The organism is Sphingomonas pokkalii (genome assembly GCF_003096275.1).
Lineage (GTDB): Bacteria > Pseudomonadota > Alphaproteobacteria > Sphingomonadales > Sphingomonadaceae > Sphingomonas > Sphingomonas pokkalii.
In genome coordinates, this window is the sequence record NZ_QENQ01000001.1 from 1563456 (window position 1) to 1584465 (window position 21010).

The 21010-nt window shown below is 63.6% G+C and carries 22 protein-coding genes; 16 read left to right on the forward strand and 6 right to left on the reverse strand.

Annotated elements, in window-relative coordinates:
• Positions 1-71: 71 nt before the first annotated feature.
• Positions 72-695, reverse strand: a complete 624-nt coding sequence (locus DD559_RS07085) for a class I SAM-dependent methyltransferase (RefSeq protein WP_116468568.1) — start codon at positions 693-695, stop codon at positions 72-74.
• A gap of 208 nt (positions 696-903) precedes the next feature.
• On the opposite strand from DD559_RS07085, the gene DD559_RS07090 reads away from it, so the two are divergent.
• The 15 genes from DD559_RS07090 to rpmE all read left to right on the forward strand — a co-directional run bounded on the left by DD559_RS07090 (position 904) and on the right by rpmE (position 14557).
• The gene (locus tag DD559_RS07090) at positions 904-1632 is read left to right on the forward strand and encodes a phosphatidylserine decarboxylase (protein WP_116468569.1); all 729 of its coding nucleotides are present in this window, start codon (positions 904-906) and stop codon (positions 1630-1632) included.
• On the forward strand, positions 1629-2447 hold the full coding sequence (gene pssA, locus DD559_RS07095; RefSeq protein WP_116468570.1) for a CDP-diacylglycerol--serine O-phosphatidyltransferase: 819 nt from the start codon (positions 1629-1631) through the stop codon (positions 2445-2447). Before DD559_RS07090 ends, pssA begins: the two co-directional genes overlap by 4 nt.
• A gap of 433 nt (positions 2448-2880) precedes the next feature.
• Positions 2881-3636 carry a 30S ribosomal protein S2 gene (rpsB, locus tag DD559_RS07100; RefSeq protein WP_010544558.1) on the forward strand — a complete coding sequence of 252 codons (756 nt, stop codon included), beginning with the start codon at positions 2881-2883 and terminating at the stop codon, positions 3634-3636.
• 83 nt (positions 3637-3719) lie between these two features.
• Positions 3720-4649, forward strand: a complete 930-nt coding sequence (tsf, locus tag DD559_RS07105; protein WP_116468571.1) for a translation elongation factor Ts — start codon at positions 3720-3722, stop codon at positions 4647-4649.
• Positions 4650-4772: 123 nt separating this feature from the next.
• Positions 4773-5501, forward strand: a complete 729-nt coding sequence (gene pyrH, locus DD559_RS07110; RefSeq protein WP_116468572.1) for a UMP kinase — start codon at positions 4773-4775, stop codon at positions 5499-5501.
• 35 nt (positions 5502-5536) lie between these two features.
• Positions 5537-6094: a ribosome recycling factor gene (frr, locus tag DD559_RS07115; protein ID WP_116468573.1), complete on the forward strand. Its 558-nt coding sequence runs from the start codon at positions 5537-5539 to the stop codon at positions 6092-6094.
• 42 nt (positions 6095-6136) lie between these two features.
• Complete coding sequence (locus DD559_RS07120) at positions 6137-6871, forward strand: isoprenyl transferase (RefSeq protein ID WP_438270399.1); 735 nt, start codon at positions 6137-6139, stop codon at positions 6869-6871.
• Positions 6868-7668, forward strand: a complete 801-nt coding sequence (locus tag DD559_RS07125; RefSeq protein ID WP_116468574.1) for a phosphatidate cytidylyltransferase — start codon at positions 6868-6870, stop codon at positions 7666-7668. The genes DD559_RS07120 and DD559_RS07125 overlap by 4 nt, the downstream gene beginning before the upstream one ends.
• Positions 7665-8822, forward strand: coding sequence for a 1-deoxy-D-xylulose-5-phosphate reductoisomerase (locus tag DD559_RS07130; protein WP_116470768.1), 1158 nt, complete (start codon positions 7665-7667; stop codon positions 8820-8822). The genes DD559_RS07125 and DD559_RS07130 overlap by 4 nt, the downstream gene beginning before the upstream one ends.
• Complete coding sequence (gene rseP, locus DD559_RS07135) at positions 8819-9952, forward strand: RIP metalloprotease RseP (protein WP_116468575.1); 1134 nt, start codon at positions 8819-8821, stop codon at positions 9950-9952. Before DD559_RS07130 ends, rseP begins: the two co-directional genes overlap by 4 nt.
• A 69-nt stretch (positions 9953-10021) precedes the next feature.
• Positions 10022-12754, forward strand: coding sequence for an outer membrane protein assembly factor BamA (gene bamA / locus DD559_RS07140; protein WP_206364468.1), 2733 nt, complete (start codon positions 10022-10024; stop codon positions 12752-12754).
• Positions 12754-13521, forward strand: a complete 768-nt coding sequence (locus tag DD559_RS07145) for an OmpH family outer membrane protein (protein WP_116468576.1) — start codon at positions 12754-12756, stop codon at positions 13519-13521. The genes bamA and DD559_RS07145 overlap by 1 nt, the downstream gene beginning before the upstream one ends.
• A complete protein-coding gene (fabZ, locus tag DD559_RS07150) occupies positions 13518-13997 on the forward strand; it encodes a 3-hydroxyacyl-ACP dehydratase FabZ (RefSeq protein ID WP_116468577.1) in 480 nt (159 codons plus the stop codon). The genes DD559_RS07145 and fabZ overlap by 4 nt, the downstream gene beginning before the upstream one ends.
• Positions 13998-14029: 32 nt before the next feature.
• Positions 14030-14245, forward strand: a complete 216-nt coding sequence (locus tag DD559_RS07155) for a hypothetical protein (protein ID WP_116468578.1) — start codon at positions 14030-14032, stop codon at positions 14243-14245.
• A gap of 81 nt (positions 14246-14326) precedes the next feature.
• Positions 14327-14557: a 50S ribosomal protein L31 gene (gene rpmE, locus DD559_RS07160; protein WP_064313046.1), complete on the forward strand. Its 231-nt coding sequence runs from the start codon at positions 14327-14329 to the stop codon at positions 14555-14557.
• 177 nt (positions 14558-14734) lie between these two features.
• Here the strand turns inward: rpmE and DD559_RS07165 are convergent, their stop codons facing one another.
• Both DD559_RS07165 and DD559_RS07170 read right to left on the reverse strand, forming a co-directional pair.
• Positions 14735-16108, reverse strand: coding sequence for a sulfotransferase family protein (locus DD559_RS07165; protein ID WP_116468579.1), 1374 nt, complete (start codon positions 16106-16108; stop codon positions 14735-14737).
• 237 nt (positions 16109-16345) lie between these two features.
• Complete coding sequence (locus tag DD559_RS07170) at positions 16346-17416, reverse strand: PA0069 family radical SAM protein (protein ID WP_116468580.1); 1071 nt, start codon at positions 17414-17416, stop codon at positions 16346-16348.
• 55 nt (positions 17417-17471) lie between these two features.
• On the opposite strand from DD559_RS07170, the gene DD559_RS07175 reads away from it, so the two are divergent.
• Positions 17472-17807 carry a VOC family protein gene (locus DD559_RS07175; protein ID WP_116468581.1) on the forward strand — a complete coding sequence of 112 codons (336 nt, stop codon included), beginning with the start codon at positions 17472-17474 and terminating at the stop codon, positions 17805-17807.
• A gap of 45 nt (positions 17808-17852) precedes the next feature.
• Here DD559_RS07175 and moaB read toward each other — a convergent pair whose 3' ends face one another.
• Genes moaB through DD559_RS07190 form a run of 3 tightly spaced genes read right to left on the reverse strand, consistent with a single transcriptional unit; the run spans position 17853 to position 20927 of the window.
• Entirely contained in the window at positions 17853-18380 is a 528-nt protein-coding gene (gene moaB, locus DD559_RS07180) for a molybdenum cofactor biosynthesis protein B (protein WP_116468582.1), read from the reverse strand.
• Positions 18370-20253, reverse strand: a complete 1884-nt coding sequence (locus DD559_RS07185) for a lytic transglycosylase domain-containing protein (protein ID WP_116470771.1) — start codon at positions 20251-20253, stop codon at positions 18370-18372. Before DD559_RS07185 ends, moaB begins: the two co-directional genes overlap by 11 nt.
• Positions 20254-20282: 29 nt before the next feature.
• Positions 20283-20927, reverse strand: coding sequence for a uracil-DNA glycosylase family protein (locus DD559_RS07190; RefSeq protein ID WP_240610156.1), 645 nt, complete (start codon positions 20925-20927; stop codon positions 20283-20285).
• Positions 20928-21010 lie beyond the last annotated feature (83 nt).

Genomic DNA, 21010 nt, shown 5'->3' on the forward strand with positions numbered 1-21010 from the left:
TGGTTTTCGGGGTGCGTCTAGGGGCAAGCCTCATGGGGATCAAGCGTCCGATCCCCGGTCGGACGCTGCGGTCAGTCCTTCCAGGCCCACCAGAGCTGGGCCGGGGGCAGGTTCCACCATTCCATGTCATGGTCGATCCGCTGCCAGTGCGGGGTCAGGAAATTGCGGACGTTCGGGTTGTACTGGTAGACGAGGAAGGCGCCACCGGGCCGCAGCACGTCATGGGTAGCCTTGGCGATCGCGTCGCCGATGCCATCGGGCAGCGTCGAAAAGGGCAGGCCGGACGCAATGAAGTCGGCATGGTCGTAGCCATTGTCCTGGATGATCTTCTTAACGTCCACAGCAGAACCAAGCACCGCCACAAAACGAGGGTCCTCGATCGTCTGGCGCAGGTAGCGGATGAAATCGGGGTTGGTGTCGATCACGATTAGCTTGCCGTCCGGACCGAGCCGATCGAGAATCGGCCTCGAGAAGGTACCCACGCCGGGGCCATATTCCACGAAGAGGCGGGTGTTGCCCCAGTCGACCCGATCCAGCACCTTGCGAATCACGCGGCCGGAGGATTGTGCAACGGCGCCGACCATCACCGGCCGCTTCACAAATTGCTGCAGGAAGAACATCCAGGGCGAGGGCACGCCTGCGGGGCGGCTGCGGCGGGCGCCACGGCGCTTTGCTGCGGCAGTCGAAGGGGGCATGGGCTTCCTTACGAAAATTACGTTTCAAAGACATCGCCTGCGCAAAATTGCGCCAACTTGCAAGCGAACCGCGCTAAATATGGTTTCCCGGCAGGCGCCGCCGTATAAACGCCGCCGCGAAGGATTGTTGCCCCGATGTCGGTTATGAGCCCTCCGCGTCGCATCCTCCCCCTAGGAAATTGGCAGGCAGGCGGCTACACCTGTAAACATGACATCGCTCGACAAGCCTCCGATCGGTACCTCGACGGTGAAATGGCGTTTCCCTGACATCCACCCCGAAGGCCGAAAATATGTGCTGATCGCCGCTGCGATCGCGCTGGTCAGCCTCTGGGTGTGGGACGTTCTCACCTGGCCGTTGATTTTCGTTACGCTGGGCGTCGCCGCCTTTTTTCGGGATCCCGTCCGCGTGACCCCGGTGGAGGACGGTGTGCTCGTCGCTCCCGCAGACGGTCTCGTTACGATGATCCAGCGCGTATCGCTTCCGCCCGAACTCGCCGGTCCCCACGCGCTTGGCACCGAGCCGATGGTTCGCGTCTCGATCTTCATGAGCGTGTTTGACGTGCATGTGAACCGCACCCCGATTACCGGTACGATCCGCCACGTCATCTACATTTCCGGAAAGTTCATGAACGCCGATCTCGACAAGGCAAGCGACGAGAATGAGCGGCAGCATATGGTGGTGGAGGATCGGGACGGCCTGCGGATCGGCTTTACGCAGATTGCCGGCCTGGTCGCGCGCCGCATCGTCGCTTTTGTGAAGCCGGGCGACATGGTTGTCGGTGGCCAGCGCATCGGCCTAATTCGCTTTGGCAGCCGGGTCGATATATTCTTGCCGGAAGAATATGGTGCCCAGGTGATCCTTGGCCAGCGAACCATTGCCGGTGAGACGATCATCGCACGCCGTGGCATCCAAAACGTCGCCGGGGTCGCGCAATGAGCGATTCGCGCCCGCGCATCCGGCGCGGGTTGGGGCGCGCGCCGGCATTGCCCCGCGGCATCCCGCTGCGTGCAGTCTTGCCCAATGCCGTCACCGCGCTGGCTCTGTGCTCGGGCCTGACCGGCATCCGTTTTGCGATCCTGGGCAACTGGGAAGCTGCAGTGCTGATGGTACTCGCCGCCGCCGTGCTCGACGGTATCGATGGCCGGATTGCTCGGCTGGTGCGCGCCGAAAGCCGCTTTGGGGCGGAGTTGGACAGCCTCTCCGATGCGATCTCGTTCGGTGTTGCCCCCGCGCTGATCCTCTATCTCTGGTCGTTGCAAGCGCTGGGGCGGTTCGGTTGGCTTGTCGCGCTGCTTCACGCTTTGTTCTGCGCATTGCGGCTCGCCCGCTTCAACGCGCAGATCGACTTGGTGGCGCAGCCGCACAAATCCGCTGGCTTCCTGACCGGTGTTCCCGCGCCGGCCGGTGCGGCGCTGGCGCTGACGCCGGTCTATCTTTGGCTGTGGACTGGCGAGGCGGTGACCCGAGCACCGGTCGTCATCGCGTTGTGGACCGCTTTCATTGCGATCCTGATGGTTTCCAGTGTCGCGACCTTCGGGCCGAAGATTCGGTTGCGTCAGAATGTCCGCTTCGAAGCGATCGCGGTGCTGGTCGCGCTCGCCGCCGCACTCGTCTCCGCACCCTGGACGACGTTGGCGATCGTCGCGATCGCCTATCTCGCCAGCATCCCGTTCAGCATGCGATCCTATCGAAAGATCAGGCGGCTGCGCGCTGCTGAAGCGGCATCCGGGCCGGTGCCGACCGTATCTTGATCCGTGCAAGGTGCGGCGGCGGGGCGAACGGTGCTGGCGGCACTTTCCCCATCAGCTCCGCAAAGCGATCAAGCTGCTCTCGGATGTTCCCGTAGAGCGACCGGCACGCCAACGCGAATGCAGCCGCGAACAGAAAAAAGATAGCGAATCCAGTCATAACCCGGCTCCCGATCTTCAACGCCGATCCCCGCGGAAACCAAAAATACCCGAACCCACCGGAGCTCGACCTGTTCCGCTGATTGCGCTATGATCGCCATATGTTCCAATATTGTTCCGCGGTCAAGCGATGTTCGAATGATGTTCCATCTTGTATGCCTGAGCACAATCAACTAAGTGGCCCGCCTCAACCCCGCATGGGCAGCATCATAACCCGGTGTTCGGAGCGCTTCCGAATTCCCGCTTCCCAGAGGATCAACCGGAAGGAGTTATCCCTATGGCGGCACCTGTCGTCACCATGCAGCAGCTGCTCGAGTCGGGCGCGCACTTCGGTCACCAGACCCACCGCTGGAACCCGAAGATGAAGCCTTACATCTTCGGTGAGCGCAACGGCGTTCACATCATCGACCTGTCGCAGACCGTTCCGCTGTTCGCCCGCGCGCTCGAGTTCGTCAGCTCGACGGTCGCCGCCGGCGGCAAGGTGCTGTTCGTCGGCACCAAGCGCCAGGCGCAGGAGCCGATCGCCGAGGCCGCGCGTCGTGCGGGCCAGCACTTCGTCAACCACCGCTGGCTGGGCGGCATGCTCACCAACTGGAAGACCATCAGCAACTCGATCAAGCGCCTCAAGACGCTTGAAGAGCAGCTGTCGGGCGACACGCACGGCCTGACCAAGAAGGAAGTGCTGCAGCTCACCCGCGAGCGTGACAAGCTCGAGCTCTCGCTCGGCGGCATCCGCGACATGGGCGGCATTCCCGACATCATGTTCGTAATCGACGCGAACAAGGAAGAGCTGGCGATCAAGGAAGCCAACACCCTCGGCATCCCCGTCGTCGCCGTGCTCGACTCGAACGTTTCGCCGGACGGCATCGCGTTCCCGGTTCCGGGCAACGACGACGCCAGCCGTGCCATCCGTCTCTACTGCGAAGCCATCGCCATCGCCGCGACCCGTGGCGGCCGCGAGGCGCTGATGCAGCAGGGCTATGACTTCGGTGCTGCCGAGCAGCCGCCGGTCGAGGAAGCCGTAGAAGGCTGATCGCCCGCGTCATCGAACCGTAATCGGGGCGGGGCAGGGCGACACGCACTGCTCCGCCCGACTTTTAACTGAGGAATAGAGACATGGCCGAGATCACCGCAGCCGCCGTCAAGGAACTCCGCGAAAAGAGCGGCGCCGGCATGATGGATTGCAAGAAGGCGCTCTCCGAGACTAATGGTGACATGGAAGCCGCTGCCGACTGGCTGCGCGCCAAGGGCCTCGCTGCTGCCGCCAAGAAGTCGAGCCGTACGGCTGCCGAGGGCCTGGTGGGCTTGGCGGTTGCCGGCACCAAGGGGGTCGCCGTCGAGGTGAACTCGCAGACCGACTTCGTCGCCAAGAACGAGATCTTCCAGAACTTCGTGCGCGAGACCACCGCGCTGGCGCTGGAAGCCGGTGACGACATCGCCGCGATCAAGGGCGCCAAGATGGCCTCGGGCCAGACCGTCGACGAGACGCTGACCGCCAACATTGCCACCATCGGCGAGAACCAGGTGCTGCGTCGCGCCAAGAAGGTCGAAGTCGCCAAGGGTGCGGTGATCCCGTACGTCCACAATGCGGCGGCGCCGGGCCTCGGCAAGATCGGCGTGCTCGTCGCGCTCGAGTCGGAAGCCGGTGTCGACGTACTCGAGCCGCTCGGCAAGCAGCTGGCGATGCACATCGCCGCCGCCTTCCCGCTGGCGCTCGACGAGAGCGGCCTGGACCAGGACGTGCTCGCCCGTGAGCGTGCGATCGCTGCCGAGAAGGCCTCCGAGAGCGGCAAGCCGGCCGAGATCATCGAGAAGATGGTGGAGGGCGCCGTTAAGAAGTTCGCGAAGGAGAATGCCCTGCTCAGCCAGCTGTTCGTGATGGACGGCAAGACCCCGGTGTCGGACGTCATCGCCAAGGCGGCGAAGGACTCGGGCGCGGCGATCGTGCTGAAGGACTATGTCCGCTTCCAGCTCGGCGAAGGCATCGAGAAGGAAGAGAGCGACTTCGCTGCCGAAGTGGCCGCGACCGCCGGTCTCACCAAGTAATCAGGCGCGCCGGGGGAGGCCGTTTCGACGGCGTTTCCCCGGCATCCCCGCTTGTTCACGCGGCGCGGCTCCTCTAGGGTCCGCGCCGCTTCGCTGTCCGCTTCTCAAGATTTCAGGAACCTCATGACCGCTCCGACCGTCCGCCGCATTCTACTCAAGCTGTCGGGGGAGGTCCTGATGGGCCAGGGCCAGTTCGGCATCGATCCGGAAACCTGCGAGCGCGTGGCGCTCGAGGTGAAGGAGGCCAAGGACAGCGGCCTCGAAATCTGCATGGTGGTAGGCGGCGGCAACATCTTCCGCGGCCTGGCCGGGGCGGCGCAGGGCTTCGATCGCGCCAGTGCCGATTATATGGGGATGCTGGCCACGGTGATGAACGCGTTGGCGATGCAGAACGCGCTGGAGAAAGTGGGCGTGGATACCCGCGTCCAGTCGGCCATCCCGATGGCGAGCGTCTGTGAGCCCTATATCCGCCGACGTGCCGAACGGCACATGGAGAAGGGCCGCGTCGTTCTGTTCGCGGCAGGCACCGGTCTGCCGTTCTTTACCACCGACACGACGGCTGCGTTGCGTGCGGCCGAAATGAACTGCGACGCACTGTTCAAAGGCACCTCGGTGGACGGCGTGTACGATGCCGATCCCAAGAAGGTGCCGACTGCGACCCGCTATGAGACGCTGAGCTACGACCGCGTCCTTGCCGACAATCTGAAGGTAATGGATGCGTCTGCTGTCGCGCTGTGCCGCGACAATCATATTCCGATCGTGGTGTTCAACATCCGGGGCGAAGGCAACCTCGCTTCGGTGCTTCGGGGCGAGGGTACGTCGACCATCGTTCAAAGCTCGGACGCCGCGTAACTTCCCCGCAACGGATCCTACAAGGAGAGCCGAAAATGGCCGCTTACGACAAGGCAGACCTGGAGCGCCGCATGGCCGGTGCCGTGGAATCGCTGAAGCATGATCTCGTCGGTCTCCGCACCGGCCGTGCTTCCACTTCGCTGCTCGATCCGGTGACGGTCGAGGTCTATGGTTCGCACATGCCGATCACCCAGGTTGCGACCGTCTCGGCGCCCGAGCCGCGCCTGTTGTCGGTGCAGGTGTGGGACAAGTCGAATGTCGGCCCGGTCGACAAGGCGATCCGCTCGGCCGGGCTCGGTCTCAACCCGATCGTCGACGGCCAGACGCTGCGCCTGCCGATCCCCGATCTGACCGAGGAACGCCGCAAGGAACTCGCCAAGCTGGCGAACCAATATGCCGAGAAGGCCCGTGTCGCTGCGCGCAACGTGCGCCGCGACGGCATGGACAGCCTGAAGACCGACGAGAAGAAGGGTGTGTTCGGCGAGGACGATCGCAAGCGCCATGAAACGGAAGTGCAGAAGCTGACCGACGCGACGATCGCGGAGATCGATGCGGCGGCGGCTGCGAAGGAAAAGGAAATCCTGGGCAAGTGATCCGCCCGGGCGTTTCCGTGGCAGCCGGAAGGGCGGGGCGCGGTGGCCGTTAAGCTGGCTTCCGCGTCCGGCGGCGAGGCGCCGCCGCCCCGCCATGTCGCGATCATCATGGATGGCAATGGCCGCTGGGCGAAGAAGCGGCTGCTGCCGCGTATCGCCGGCCACCGTCAGGGTGTGGAAGCCGTGCGCCGCGTTGCGCGCGCGGCGCGAACGCTCGGCATCGAAGTGCTGACGCTGTACGCCTTCTCCTCCGAGAATTGGCGGCGGCCGGAGGAGGAAGTCGGCGGGCTGATGGGCCTGTTGCGGCAGTTCCTGGCCGGTGAGCTTGACGACCTCGTCTCCGAGGGGGTGAAGCTGCGGGTGATCGGCGACTGGCGGCGGCTTTCGCCCGATCTGGTCGCGATGATCGAGGGTGCGGTGGCACGTACCACCGGCAATCCTGGTCCTACGCTGGTGATCGCGCTCAACTACGGCGCGCAGGCGGAGATCCTGGCTGCGGCACGGCGGCTCGCCGAACAGGTCCGGGATGGCGCCGTAGATCCATCGATGATCGACGAGGCTTGCTTCGAAGGCGAACTGGAAACGGCCGGCCTGCCGCCGCTCGATCTTCTGATCCGCACTTCCGGTGAGCAGCGACTGTCGAATTTCCTGCTATGGCAGGCAGCATATGCCGAGTTGTTGTTCGTCGACACGCTGTGGCCCGATTTCGATGAGCGCACGCTTGCCGAGGCGCTGGCGCAATTCAGCCGACGCCAGCGACGCTTTGGCGGCCTGTGAGCAAGAACGCAGATCTTCCGAAGCGTGCGATCGTGGGATTGGCCCTGGTGGGTCTCGCGGTCGCCGCCCTTTGGGCTGGGGGCTATGGCTTCTGGCTGGTCGTCTGCGTGATGGCGGTGCTGATGATCGGCGAATGGGCGCTGCTCGCGGGCGACACCGCCAAGCGGCAGCTGTCGCAATATGTGCTGACGGTACCGCTTGCGATCCTCAGTCCGGCGGCTGCCGGGCCGGGGTTTCTTGCGCTCGGCCTGATCTTCGGTGCCTTTTTCTTCGTGGCGATCGTCACGCGCAATGCCAAGCTGGCGGCGGGCCAGATCTATGTCGGGTTGCCGGTGCTGGCGTTGCTGCTGCTGCGGGCGCATCCGCAGGGCTTTGCTGCAACGCTTTGGACCATGGCGATCGTATGGGTGTGCGACAGTGGCGCCTATTTCGCCGGGCGCGCAATCGGCGGCCCGAAGCTTGCGCCGACCATCAGTCCGAACAAGACATGGGCGGGGCTGATCGGTGGCCTGATCGCGGCGGTTGCATTCTCGGCAGCGTTCTTCTGGCTTGCCCCTGGCCCCGCGATCGATGGTTGGCTGGTCGTCGTGTCGCCGCTCGTCGCGATTTCCTCGCAACTCGGGGATCTCTACGAAAGCCATCTCAAGCGCGTCGCCGGGGTTAAGGACTCCGGCAATTTGTTGCCAGGCCATGGCGGTATTCTCGATCGGCTCGACGGTCTGGTCTTTGCCGCACCGGCCGCAGCGGTGTTTTTCGCGATCCATCATCAGGTGGTACTGGGAGGAGTCTGGTGGTGAAGCGCGTTACGGTTCTTGGCGCGACGGGGTCTGTCGGCAGCTCGACGCTCGACTTGATCGAACGCAACGCCGACGCCTTCGAGGTCGTGGCGCTGACCGCCAATTCCGACGTGGAGAAGCTCGCTGCCGCTGCGATCCGCACCCGCGCGCGCTATGCGGTCGTTGCCGATCAGAATTGCCTGCACGATCTGCAGGACCGCTTGGCCGGAACCGGCGTCGAGGCGCTGGGCGGTGTGGACGCGGTCTGCGATATCGCGCGCATGGGTGCCGACTGGACGATGGCGGCGATCGTGGGCACCGCCGGCCTGAAGCCGGTGATGGCGGCGCTGGAAGGCGGCGGAACCGTGGCGCTGGCCAACAAGGAATCCCTCGTTTCGGCGGGCGAGGTAATGATGGCGGCGGCGCGGGCGCATGGTGCGACGCTGCTGCCGGTCGATTCGGAGCACAATGCCGTGTTCCAGTGCCTCGATCGCACTGCGCCCAAGGGGGTACGGCGGATCATCCTCACCGCCAGCGGTGGCCCGTTCCGTACGATGCCCAAGGATGCGATGCGGGCAATCACGCCGGCGCAGGCGGTTGCGCACCCCAACTGGTCGATGGGCGCCAAGATCTCGGTCGATTCGGCGACGATGATGAACAAGGGCCTCGAACTGATCGAGGCGTTCCATCTGTTCCCGGTTGCGGCCGAGCAGCTGGCGGTGCTGGTCCATGCCCAGTCGGTGGTGCATTCGATGGTCGAATATGTGGATGGATCGGTGCTGGCCCAGCTTGGCACGCCGGACATGCGTACTCCGATCGCCTTTGCACTGGCATGGCCGGAGCGGATGGAGACGCCCTGTGCGCCGCTCGATCTTGCTGCGGTCGGCCGCCTCGATTTCGAGAACCCGGATCTCGATCGTTTTCCCGCTCTCGCTCTCGCGCTCGAGGCGCTGAAGGCTGGTGGTGCGCGCCCGGCGATCCTGAATGCCGCAAACGAGGTCGCGGTTGCCGCCTTTCTCGCCGGGCAGATCGGATTTCTTGAAATTGCCGCAATCTCTGCCGATACGCTAGCGGGCTATGACCCGGCCGCTCCGGACACGCTCGACGCCGTTCTGGCGATTGACGAAGAGGCGCGGCGCCACGCGGTCGAGCGAGTGAAGGATTGCGTCGCTTGAGCCAGACACCCGGCATCCTGTTCACCGTTCTGGCGTTCGCGCTGGTGATCGGGCCGCTCGTGTTCTTGCACGAGCTGGGCCATTATCTTGCCGGCCGGGCCTTTGGCGTGAAGGCGGAGGAATTCTCCATCGGGTTCGGCCGCGAGATTGCCGGGGTCACGGATCGCCGCGGAACGCGCTGGAAGTTCGGCTGGCTGCCTCTTGGCGGATATGTGCGGTTTGCGGGTGACATGAACCCGGCAAGCCAGCCTTCCCCGGAATGGCTGCAACTCCCCGCCGCGGAGCGCGCCAAGACCTTTCAATCGAAGCCGCTCTGGCAGCGTGCAATCATCGTCGCGGCAGGTCCGGTTACCAATTTCCTGGTGGCCATCGTGATCCTGTCCGCTTTTGCGATGCTGTTCGGCCAGAATCGCACGCCATCGGTTGTCGGTACGGTGCTGCCCGGCAGCCCGGCGGCGGCCGCTGGCTTGCAGCCCGGCGACCGGATCGTGGCGCTGGGCGGCCGATCGGTCGCCACCTACATGGATATGGTGCAGTTCACCCAGCTTCGACCGAATGAGCAGGTTCGGATCGACATGGTGCGCGACGGTCAGCCGCGGAGTGTCGATGCGGTCATCGGGACCCGCCTGGAGCGCGATCGGTTCGGCAACGAATTTCGCATTGGCCAGCTCGGCATCGGCGCGGCCGAGTCCGTGCAGGTGCCGGTGGGCGTGTTGGAAGCGCCGCTGGTCGGATTGCGCAACACTGCCGATATCGTCCGCATGACGGTGGATGGGCTCGGCCAGATCATCACCGGCCGTCGGTCCGTGGCGGAACTGGGCGGTCCGCTCAAAATTGCCCAGGTGTCGGGCGAGCGCCTGTCGCTGGGACCGATCGAATTTGCATTCCTGATCGCGCTGGTTTCGATTAACCTGGGATTCATCAACCTGTTGCCAGTCCCCGTTTTGGATGGCGGCCATCTGCTGTTCTACGCAGTCGAAGCGGTACGCCGGCGCCCGGTGGAGCCGCAAGTGATGGAATGGGCGTTCCGTGGCGGCCTGATCGCGATCCTCGCGCTCATGCTGTTCGTGACGCTCAACGATTTAGGCGCTTTCGGCGTGTGGAGAAGTCTCGCCGGCTTGATCGGCTAAAGGGGTTCGGGCAGGGCGGGTTTTGCTCCGCGCGAACTGGCATTGAATTTGGATTCCGACTGGGGTGGGATGGTGACTGCGATTAAGGCAAGCAATTTGGGTGCGCGAGCAACGGCGACGCTGTTGGCGGGTACGATCCTGTCCGGTCTGGTGAGCCCGGCGGGCGCGCAGACCGCACCGCAGCCGGCGGCCGCTCCCGCTGCGCCGCCGCAGGTGGCGGCGCCGGCCGTCACGCGGACGATCAAGTCTCTCCGCGTCGAAGGATCGCAACGCATCGAGCCGGAGACCGTGCTCAGCTACACGCGCCTGCGCGTCGGCGACAGCTACACCAACGAAACCGTCGACCAGGCGATCAAGGACCTGCTGTCCTCGGATCTGCTAGCGGACGTTGCGATCGAAGGCGTGGAAAGCGGCAACCTGGTGATCCGCATCCGCGAGAACCCGGTTATCAACCGCGTCGTCTTCGAGGGTAACAAGCGGCTGAAGCAGGACAAGATCGACAAGGAGATCAAGCTCCGTCCGCGCCAGATCTTCACGCGCACCGCGGTCCGCGCCGATATCGCGCGCATTGTCGAACTATACCGTCGCCAGGGCCGTTTCGCGGCGCGCATCGAACCGAAGATGGTCAGCCTCGACCAGAACCGCGTCGACGTGATCTTCGAAATTCACGAAGGCCCGAAGTCCAAGGTCCGCCAGATCAACATCATCGGCAATGAGGTGTTTTCGGACAAGAAGCTGCGCGCGCAGATGGCGACCAAGGTTGCCAGCCTGTCGCACCTGCTAAGCTCGAACACATCCTATGATCAGGACCGGCTGGCGTATGACCAGCAGAAGCTGCGCCAGTTCTACCTGACCGAGGGCTATGCCGACTTCCGTGTCATCTCCGCCGTGGCGGAACTGACGCCGGACAAGAAGGACTTCATCATCACCTATGTGGTGGAAGAAGGTCCGCGCTATAAATTTGGCCCGGTAACGGTCGACAGCGCGATCCGCGACTTTGATGACAAGAAGCTCGCCGAGGCGCTGCCGATCAAGGAAGGTCAGTGGTATAACGCCAAAACCGTCGAAGATACGATTGAACAGCTGAGCGAAACCGCCGGTCTGTTCGGCTATGCCTTTGCGGACGTTCGCCCCGACTACCAGCGCAACAAGGATGCGCTGACGATGTCGATCAACTTCCACATCGGCGAGGCGAACCGTACCTATATCGAGCGGATCGATATCACGGGCAATCGCCAGACGCAGGACAAGGTGATCCGCCGCGAATTGCGTGTCGCGGAAGGCGATGCGTTCAATACCTTCCTGGTGAAGCGCTCGCAGGATCGCATCAACAGCCTCGGTTACTTCCAGGACAAGTTCGAGATCGAGCGCAAGGAAGGCTCCGCGTCCGACCGCATCGTGCTCGGCGCCAATGTCGAAGAGCGGCCGAACGGCGAACTCACGCTGTCTGCCGGCTTCTCGAGCCTGGAGCGCTTCATCCTCCAGGCGTCGATCCGTCAGCGGAATTTCCGCGGCATGGGCCAGACGGTCAGCATTTCCGCGGACTATTCGAGCTATTCGAAGTCGGTCGAACTGGGCTTTACCGAGCCCTATCTGTTCGACAGCAACATCGCGCTGGGTGGTACGATTTTCCGGCGTGATTACAATAGCTTCAACTTCCTGACCAACAACACGCGCAACACCACCTATCGCCAGGTGTCGACGGGCTTCCAGCTCGTTGCCGGTCTGCCGCTCACCGAATATTGGACGCTGTCCGGCCGCTATTACCTGTCGAAGGACGATGTTACGCTCGACCAGGCGCAGTTCTATACGAACGGCCAGTGCGATCCGGTGAAGGCAGGTCGCTTCTACTGCGAGCAGGTCGGCAACCGTCTGACGTCGCTGGTCGGCCTGTCGCTGATCTATGACAGCCTGAACAGTCGCCTGCGGCCGACGCGAGGCCAGCGCGTGTCGCTGGGTGTCGATGTCGCGGGGCTTGGCGGCAACGTCCGCTATGTCCGCGGGAAGGTGAATGCCGACAAATATTGGGGCCTCGGCAGCGGCTTCGTCTTCTCGCTGAGCGGTGAGGGCGGCGCGATCAAGAGCCTCGATGGTTCCGAAGTTCGCATCATCGACCGATTCTACCTGGGTGAGCCGCAGTTCCGCGGTTTCGATATTCGCGGCGTCGGCCCGCGCGTGCAGCGCTATTTCTACACGGGGGATGCTGCGGCCGGTACACAGCTGCTGAACAGCAACCGCAACCAGTTCGTCGACGACGCGCTGGGCGGTAAGGCCTATTACCTCACCAAGGCGGAACTGGAACTCCCGCTTGGCTCGGGTGCTGCGGAACTGGGGCTGCGTCCGTCGATCTACATCATGGCGGGCTCGCTTTTCTCGATCCGCAGGCCGACGACCAACAACTTCTTCATCCAGGCAGTGGATGCGAACGGCAAGTTGCTGGTCAACAAGGATGGTTCGCCAACGCTGTTGCAGCCCCCGCTCAACGATGCTGCAGGCAACCCGCTCTACACCGTCACCACCGGCGCCTTCCAGGGGCAGGTCACGCGCTGTACCGTCGGCTTTGCCGCGAACGCCAATGATCCTTGCGTCGGCACCTCGGTCAACGCCCGCGCCCTCAACCCGACGGCGCCGTTCCTCGAAGTGTTCCGCGGCAGCACCGCTACCCCACGCATTTCGATCGGCTTCGGCGTCAACTGGAATTCGCCGTTCGGCCCGTTGCGTATCGATGTCGCCAAGGCGTTGCTCAGCCAGCCCGGCGACGACAAGAAGCTAGTTACTTTCAACGTAGGGACCCAGTTCTAATGATGAAGAACCGTGTATTCGCGGCGATGCTTGCTGCTTCGGCGGCGATCGTTGCCACCGTTCCGGCGTCGGCGCAGGTCGCCGGCATCGCAACCGTGAACCAGATGGAGGTTATCACCCGCTCCAAGGCGTTCACCACCGCCGAAACCCAGCTCGATACCACCTACAAGCCGGTGCGCGACCAGATCCAGGCGCGCCAGGCCAAGTTCCAGAGCGATGCGCGCCCGCTGCTGGCGACGGTCGACACGAACAAGGACGGCCAGGTTTCGGAAGCCGAAGAGCAGGCCGCAGCTGCCCGTAAGGACCCGAACTACACGCAGCTCATGACGCTTCAGAACCAGGCGAATGAGGAGATTCAGAAGCTGCAGATGCCGTCGATCCTGGCGGAGCTGTTCGCTTTCGAGAAGATCCTCCAGCTGTATGATGCGGCGCAGATCGGCGTGGTGAATGCCCGCAAGATCAACGTGATTCTGCAGCCGGAAGCGATCGTCTATGCACCGGACGCAGTTGATATCAGCGATGCGCTGGTCGCCGAACTGGACAAGACCCCGACGGTAGCGATTACGCCGCCGGCCAACTGGCAGCCGCAGCAGCGCACGCTGCAGTTCCAGCAGCAGGTGAACGAACTGAAGCGTCGCGCCTATCAGATGGCGGCGATGCGCGCGCAGCAGCAACAGCAGCAAGGTGCCGCGGCAGCCCCCGGTGCGGCCGCTCCGGCAGCCCGTCCGGCGGCAGGCGCCAAGCCGGCCAAGCCCGAACCGCGGTGAGCACGGGCGAGCAGGGGGGCAGCAACATCGGTCCGCTCGATATCGGGCGGGTGATGGCGGCGCTGCCCCACCGCTTTCCGATGCTGCTGGTTGACCGAGTCGAGGAATTGATCCTCGACCAGTCGATCGTGGCGGTGAAGGCGGTGACGATCAACGAAGCGTTCTTCCAGGGCCATTTCCCCGGCCGCCCGATCATGCCGGGCGTGCTCACCGTCGAGGCGCTCGCGCAGGCGGCGGGCGTGCTGGCGGTGGAGTCGCTGGGGCTCGCCGGCTCGGGCAAGCTCGTCTACTTCATGGCGATCGACAATGTGAAGTTCCGCAAGCCGGTGGAGCCGGGCGTGCTGCTCAAGCTCCATGTCGAATTCGTGCAGAAGCGATCGCGTGTTTGCAAGTTCGCCGGCAAGGCGCTGATCGACGGTGAATTGGCGGCTGAATGTGAGTTCACCGCCATGATCGCAGACCCGCCGAGCGCGTGAAGCGTCCCATCTAGAACGGGCAGGGCCGAGACATGGACGCACTGACCTGTTTCGGCCTGTTCGCGGTGACGGCGATGCTGGTCACCTATGCGTTGGAGGCGCAATCGTCGTGGTGGGTGCTCGGTTTTGCCGGCGCCTGCCTGCTCGGTTCGGCCTATGGCTTCCTGCAGGGGGCTTGGCCGTTCGGGTTGGTTGAGGCGGTTTGGTCGCTCGTCGCGCTCTTCCGTTGGTCACGGCGGCGGCATTAAGGTTGCACCGATGCCCAGGCTCTGCTAGGCGCGCGCGTCCGCTGCCGGTCGGAAACCGGCGGCTTTTCTAAGGAATTTGATGTGAAGCAGAATACGCATCCCGATTACCACATGATCAAGGTGCAGATGACCGACGGCACCGTCTATGAGACCCGTTCGACCTGGGGCAAGGAAGGCGATCTCATGCAGCTTGAAATTGACCCGCTCGCGCACCCGGCCTGGACGGGCGGCCGCGGCCAGCTGCTCGATCAGGGCGGTCAGGTTGCACGCTTCAACAAGCGTTTCGGCGGTCTTACGCTCGGCAAGAAGTAATGCGCTACGCAGGGCTCGGCTGAGTTCCTGCGCAGCCTTTTCGATAAAGCGCGCGCTTTGCCTCGGGGCAGAGCGCGCGCTTTTTTGTTTTTGGCTGTGTACCGTCATCGTCGGCAACCGCGGTTGCCGCGAAAAGTCGCGGGGACATTGGCCGCCAACATGGCGGCCGTGGAACGGTTACGATATCGCTTGCCGCAGGGACTGGACGAAATGATCCCGTCGCTCGCTGAACTTCCAAAGATTCTCGGTCCATGGGAGGCTGTTCGAATTTACTCCGCACAGTATTCCGCGGTGGATAGCCTGTAGTCGTTGAATTTCGGATGTGCTCATTCCCAAATCATCCACGCGGCCATGTTCGCCGGAGCTGTTGATGACCGTATCGAACACCCGGGTTGCCTGATCATATTGAGGTTCGTCTAGAAAGGCGAACCATTTTGATACGACCTGGTGAGGATTTTTCGCGATGTCATCGCTGGCAGTGAGGTGGACTCTTTGTGGTCCCAGCATTTCGAGTGCTTCATAGGCCCATTGCGTCGAACGTTCCCAAACCTGAACGGCTTCCTCGATCGCCCGATCGATACCGCCGGCATTTGCGTGGTGGGTCAGGGAGCGCACGACTTCAGCGGGCTCGCGCAACATGAAGATGAATTGCGCACCGGGGAACATTTCGGCGAGACCGATTGCCATGCCGGTATTCTCGGGCGTTCCGTCGATCCAGCGCCGTTTGGCGGCTCTTGGTGAATGCCGGAGCGCGAAATTCGCGTTATACTGGTCGTCCATATTCGCCAGCCGCGCCGTATCGACATTGCGGATGCGTTGTTCCGCCAGTTGCCGATGCAGCCGATCGATGCCCCATCCCTGCAGTTGCAGGAAATCCTGTGCGTCGACCCCATAGGCCTGCGCGGGGCTGTCTTTGGGCTTGTCCGAAAGCGCAAATGCTGCTCGGCTACCCAAATAGAGCATGGTCAACCAGTTCGTCTCTTCGAATGCGGAGATGTTCGGATGTTGACCAATCGCCCAAGTGGCAATGCTGGTCATCGAACGGGGGGCGCCAATCACAAAGATCGGTGCCGGACGTTCGCCTTCTGGCAGCGGCCAGCTTGATTGGAGGGCCTGTCTCTGACGAAATTCAGACCTGGTCGGAATGGTGCGCGTGTCGCGAAATTCCACCTTGCTGAGAACAAGAGAAATTTCACGTACATCTTCTCCGATGCCGAGATCTTTCGGAACTCCGCCTTGTTCGCTCGATATTGTTATATCGACAGCATCGATATTCCACCCCGGAAGCGGCAGGGCGACATCATGCTGTTCCCATTCGCAAGATGCTTCGAGAACGGCTTCCACTCTGCCGTTGACAGCAATCTCCACCAAGAATGGGAAATATTTGTAGAGCTCCCGATTGCGTGTGGACAGGGTGAGAACAATCTCCTTTGAAGGTGTGATATTGTTCAGTTGCAGCCTGGATTTTCGAGCGATAGGGTGATCGGTGGCGATTGAAGCAGTGTTATTGCAGTCAATAATTATGTTGGAGTCCTGAAGTTCGATAATCATCAACAAATATCCAACTGAATATTATTATATAATGTGGCGGCCCAATCAGTGGGGCATTGTACGCACTGGACCAGGGCGGTCATCGCTTAATCAAGCGGATATCGGTTCGACTTTAGGCCTCGGACTGCGTGTGGCAAGTTAAAATGCTATTTGAGGCCAGGTTTATGGAGAAGGCGCGTCGGCCTTGGGCGGGATCTACTCGCCTCGTCCGCGATGGATGGTCGGTATGACAAGGTTCTAGAAAAGCTCGCCTTGCGCGCCCGCTGGTGGCCGGAACAGATCGGTTCGTAAACGGATGCGCTCGCCGTCCAGACCATAACGTTTCACGGCGCGCACGAAGCGGCTGCGCAACAGATCGGCCCAGGGGCCTTCACCGCGCATTCGACTGAAGAAGTCGGAATCATTGTCCTTGCCCCCGCGCAGCGATTGAATTGTTGCCATCACCTTTCCGGCGCGAGCGGGGAAATGGGCATCGAGCCAGGCGCGAAATAGGCCGGCGACTTCCCAGGGCAGGCGAACCGGCAGAAAGAAGGCGCCGCGCGCGCCGGCCTGTGCCGCGCGATCAAGGATGTGCTCCATCTCATGATCGGTGATGTGCGGAATGACCGGCGATATCGACACGAATACCGGCACCCCCGCCTCCGAGAGTGTTTGGATCGCGGCGATCCGCCGCTCGGGATGCGGTGCGCGCGGCTCGACGGTCATCGCGATCCTGGCGTCCAGCGAGGTTACGGATAGCATTACCGCCACCAGCCCCCGTCCCGCCATCGGCGCGAGCAGATCGAGATCGCGGACGACCCGGTTCGATTTGGTGGTGATGGTTACCGGATGGCCGCATTCCGCCAACACTTCCAGGCAACCGCGCGTGATCCGCCACTGCGATTCGATCGGCTGATAGGGGTCTGTGTTTGTCCCGAATGCGATCGGCTTGCAGAGATAGCCGCGCTTGCCCAGTTCGCTTCGTAGCAGTTCGGGCGCGCTTGGCTTTGCGAACAGGCGGCTTTCGAAGTCCAGGCCTGGGGATAGATCCAGATAGGCATGGCTGGGCCGCGCGAAGCAGTAGATGCACCCGTGCTCGCAGCCGCGATAGGGGTTCACCGAGCGATCGAAGCCGATATCGGGCGACTGGTTGCGGGTGATGATCGTGCGCGGCGTCTCAAGCGTCACCGTGGTACGGATCGGCGGCACCGCGCCGTCGACCCCCTCCTGCGCGTCCAGCCAATCACCATCCGCCTCGCGCGCGGGGAGGTTGAAGCGGGCACTCGCATCGTTGGACGTGGCACCGCGAACAGGGCGATTCTTTGCCATTGCGCAATCCTACGGCGCGATATAGAACGAAGCAAGAACATTGAAGGGGAGGGCGATGGCACGACTGAACTATCTGGAGTTGCCGGCGTGCGACGTCGGCAGGCTCAAGGCGTTTTACGGACAGGTGTTCGACTGGCAGTTCACCGATTTCGGGCCAAGCTATTCGGCGACGGCGAGCGGGGACGTCGATGTCGGGTTTGACGGCGATGCGCAGGGGCGCACCCAGCCGCTGCCGGTCATCGCGGTCGACGATCTGGAGGCAGTCTTGGCGGCAGTGGAAGCGGCCGGCGGTACGGTGACGGTGCCGATCTTTTCGTTCCCCGGCGGGCGACGGTTCCACTTCCGGGATCCGCAGGGGCATGAGCTAGCGGCTTGGGTGACGGAGCCATGAGGCGGGTCCTGCTTTCGCCGGGGCCGCACGGTTGGTGGCGGGGCGTCAGCGCTCCTGCAGGCGGCCCATCAGTTCGACGAAGTTGCACGGCTTGTGGCGGATATCGAGCTGGCTGGCGAGGATTCCGTCCCACGCATCGGTGACGGCACCGGTCGAACCGGGGAGCGCGAAGATATAGGTGCCGCCCGCAACGCCCGCGGTGGCACGCGACTGGATCGTGGAGGTTCCGATCTTGGCGTAGCTCAGCCAGCGAAACAGTTCGCCGAACCCTGGTATCTCCTTGTCGCACACACGGGCCAGCGCCTCCGGTGTCACGTCGCGGCCGGTCACGCCGGTGCCGCCGGTGGCAAGGATGACCTCCACGCCCGGCGCAGCAATCCACGCCTCGAACTGGGCCGCGATTGTATCGACATCGTCGGGAACGATCGCGCGATCGGTGAGCAGGTGGCCGGCGTCGGTCAGGCGCTGGACAAGCCGATCCCCCGAACGATCATCGGCGAATGTGCGCGTGTCCGAAATGGTGAGAACGGCAATGCGGACCGGGCGAAACGCAGCACTTTCGTCAATTCCCACGCGCGACTCCGTTGGGAACCCCGGCCGCACCGATGGTGACGGTGGCACCCGTGCCCGGCAGCTGCAATTGCTGCTGGAGCGGGGAGGGCGACGCGGGCTCCGGCGGACGTGGTGGCGGGAAACTGAGGGCCGGCGCGCGGCGCGTGCTGAGCTTCACCGCTTTGGCACCGGCCATGCCAGGGAAGCGCGGCCACATGCCGGCAGCCAGCGCGGCCCGGCTCGCAGAGGCTTTGCCGTCATGCAACTCGTACATCCAGTAATTGCGCAGCACCGTCATCACATAGCCGCGCGTTTCCCAATAGGGGATGCTTTCGATGTAGAGCAGCGGATCACCGCCATCGCGCGAGGCCTGGTTCCAGGCATCGACCGGGCTCGGGCCGGCATTGTACGCCGCGATCACCTTGGGCAGCAGCCCCTGGGTCAACGGCATGTCACGCAATTGCTCGAGATAGGACTGGCCGATCTCCATGTTCACCGAAGGTTTGGTGAGATCGCTGGCCGCATAGGTGACGCCGTGGCGACGGCCCACATCGATGGCGGCACCGGTCTTCACCTGCATCAGACCCATCGCGCCGGCGGCGCTGCGCACCTCGGCATTGAAGCGCGATTCCTGCAACGTATGGGCGAACACCAGCGAACGATCGATCCGCCAGCCGCCAACGGGCGACCAGTTCGGCATCGGATAGCGCGCTTCGACGATCGGCTTCGCGCCGGCCGGTCCGTTATGCGCGAGCCACAATTCGGTCTGCGGCAGGCTCAGTTGCGCGGCAAGGCGGGTGAGCGCGCCATGATCGTCGGGGGTGCAGAATTTGGCCTGGTGGCGCAGCACCTGATCGGCCAATGCGGTTTCCCCGATCTCCGCCAGCGCGGCTGCGACGCGGACATTGGGGCGGCGTTCCAGCGCGGCCCAATCCTTGTTGACGAAGCGATCTCCCTCCAGTCGCCGTTCCGCGATACCAAGGCTGGAGCGCGCGAGCAGGCCGTAGAAGGTCTCCCCATATTGGCTCGCAGCGCGCAGCTTCGGCGCAACCCGATCGGGACGGCCGCACGCCATTTCTGCACGCGCGCCCCAATAGAGGCCTGCCGAGCGCAATTCGGTATCTGCCGCCCGCGTGGCGACGCGTTCGAAGGCTGCGGTGGCGCCTGCGCAATCCTGCTGCCGCCAGGCGGCTAGCCCCTCCGTCCAATCGGCCTGGGGCGCCCATTCGCCAATGCCCTGTTCGGCCCGCGCCGCCATCCGGCGCGCATTGGCGTCGTCCCCAGCGGCGAAGTAGATCCAGGCCACCTTCTGCTGCCATTCGGTCAGCGCCTCAGGCGTCAGATCATTGGCGAAGCGCGCGACCACGGCTTCTGCCGCAGGGCCGTTATCCGTTTTCACATGCGGGGAAATGAGTATGGCGACTTCAGTCGCGGCGTTATCGCTGCGGATCGACCGCGCCCGGCGACGGATCGGCGCGCCATCGAACCAGATCAGGCGTTGTGCGACGGGCAGGGAAGGGAGGTCGGCAACGCCCCGCATCTTTGCGAGACGGGCGAGCTGTTCGGCCTGGGGGAGTTCGGGCGCCTCGGTCAGCAGCGCCACCAGTTGATCGGCCTCGACGCGGGGGGAGCCCTTCGCCGTATAGAGCTGGGCGCGAGCAATGGCGTGCAGCGGGCCCGGTTTCATCGCGTCCAGCTTGATTTGCGCGTCCGCCCAGCGGCCGGCGCGGATCGCGTCGAACACGAACCGGTAATCGGCGCGCTGATCGGGATCGAGCTGGGGCGGAATGCCGTCGTTCGCGTGCCGGGTCGCGGCGGGTGCGGCATCGTCGATTTCCGCCGGGCCGCTTTCGTCGGACGCGGCCAGCGCCGGCGTTGCGATCGGTGCCGCCATGAGGGTGGCGGCGAGCAGGATGCGCAAGTTCAAAGGCTCGGTCCCCGGCTTAGCAGCAACAGATGTTTCCAGGCGTCGCTTTTGGCGACGGGACGCTCGATCAGCAAGCGCGGGTGGAACGTCGCCACAACCCGTGTTGTCGTCCCATAGCGGTTAACGTCATGCGAACGAAGTTCGGGGGGCCATGCATCCGGCCCGAGAACCGCACGGGTGGGCGCATGGCCAAGCAGCAGCAGGTTCGATGGACGAAGCCGCTCCAGCAACGCCTGGGCCAAGTTGACGAGCTGTGGTGCCGCATCCGCGGGAACCTGGCCGGTCAGCGGGCGTGCGAAGCAAAGGGGAACGAGCTGCACCGACTCGCGAGAAAGCCGGACGGCGGAGAGCATCTTGTCCAGAAGCGCGCCCGCCGGGCCACTCCACAGCCGGTCGCTATCTCCGGCCTCGGGCATGTCAATCAGGATCGTCCAGACGGCGTCTGCAACGATCGCAGGTGTGATCAAGGGGGTATGCCACCCCGTTTCCACGGCCTGTTCCCCGACTCGCCAAGCCAGAAAATCCTCGATCCCTTCGGGCATCGTCGATGGCGCGGACGCTACGACCGGCGCGGACTCCAGCGCGGTGCGCAGTTGCGCCGGCTTGGCAAACCAGTCGCGGACATCGTCTTCCACCAGCATGTCGACGCCCGCGGCATCCCACCATGCAAGGGCGCTTGCGATCGTTTCGCGCCAGCTATTGTGTGGTTCGGCCCCCATACCCA

Excerpts from the sequence above, each read along its gene's own strand:
- DD559_RS07190 (WP_240610156.1), bottom strand. The coding sequence starts at position 20,927 with ATGCTGGTGGAAGACGATGTCCGCGACTGGTTTGCCAAGCCGGCGCAA.
- DD559_RS07085 (WP_116468568.1), bottom strand. The coding sequence starts at position 695 with ATGCCCCCTTCGACTGCCGCAGCAAAGCGCCGTGGCGCCCGCCGCAGC.
- bamA (WP_206364468.1), top strand. The coding sequence starts at position 10,022 with ATGGTGACTGCGATTAAGGCAAGCAATTTGGGTGCGCGAGCAACGGCG.
- DD559_RS07090 (WP_116468569.1), top strand. The coding sequence starts at position 904 with ATGACATCGCTCGACAAGCCTCCGATCGGTACCTCGACGGTGAAATGG.
- frr (WP_116468573.1), top strand. The coding sequence starts at position 5,537 with ATGGCCGCTTACGACAAGGCAGACCTGGAGCGCCGCATGGCCGGTGCC.
- DD559_RS07155 (WP_116468578.1), top strand. The coding sequence starts at position 14,030 with ATGGACGCACTGACCTGTTTCGGCCTGTTCGCGGTGACGGCGATGCTG.
- DD559_RS07165 (WP_116468579.1), bottom strand. The coding sequence starts at position 16,108 with ATGATTATCGAACTTCAGGACTCCAACATAATTATTGACTGCAATAAC.
- DD559_RS07145 (WP_116468576.1), top strand. The coding sequence starts at position 12,754 with ATGATGAAGAACCGTGTATTCGCGGCGATGCTTGCTGCTTCGGCGGCG.
- DD559_RS07185 (WP_116470771.1), bottom strand. The coding sequence starts at position 20,253 with ATGGCGGCACCGATCGCAACGCCGGCGCTGGCCGCGTCCGACGAAAGC.
- tsf (WP_116468571.1), top strand. The coding sequence starts at position 3,720 with ATGGCCGAGATCACCGCAGCCGCCGTCAAGGAACTCCGCGAAAAGAGC.
- pssA (WP_116468570.1), top strand. The coding sequence starts at position 1,629 with ATGAGCGATTCGCGCCCGCGCATCCGGCGCGGGTTGGGGCGCGCGCCG.
- DD559_RS07170 (WP_116468580.1), bottom strand. The coding sequence starts at position 17,416 with ATGGCAAAGAATCGCCCTGTTCGCGGTGCCACGTCCAACGATGCGAGT.
- pyrH (WP_116468572.1), top strand. The coding sequence starts at position 4,773 with ATGACCGCTCCGACCGTCCGCCGCATTCTACTCAAGCTGTCGGGGGAG.
- DD559_RS07175 (WP_116468581.1), top strand. The coding sequence starts at position 17,472 with ATGGCACGACTGAACTATCTGGAGTTGCCGGCGTGCGACGTCGGCAGG.
- rpsB (WP_010544558.1), top strand. The coding sequence starts at position 2,881 with ATGGCGGCACCTGTCGTCACCATGCAGCAGCTGCTCGAGTCGGGCGCG.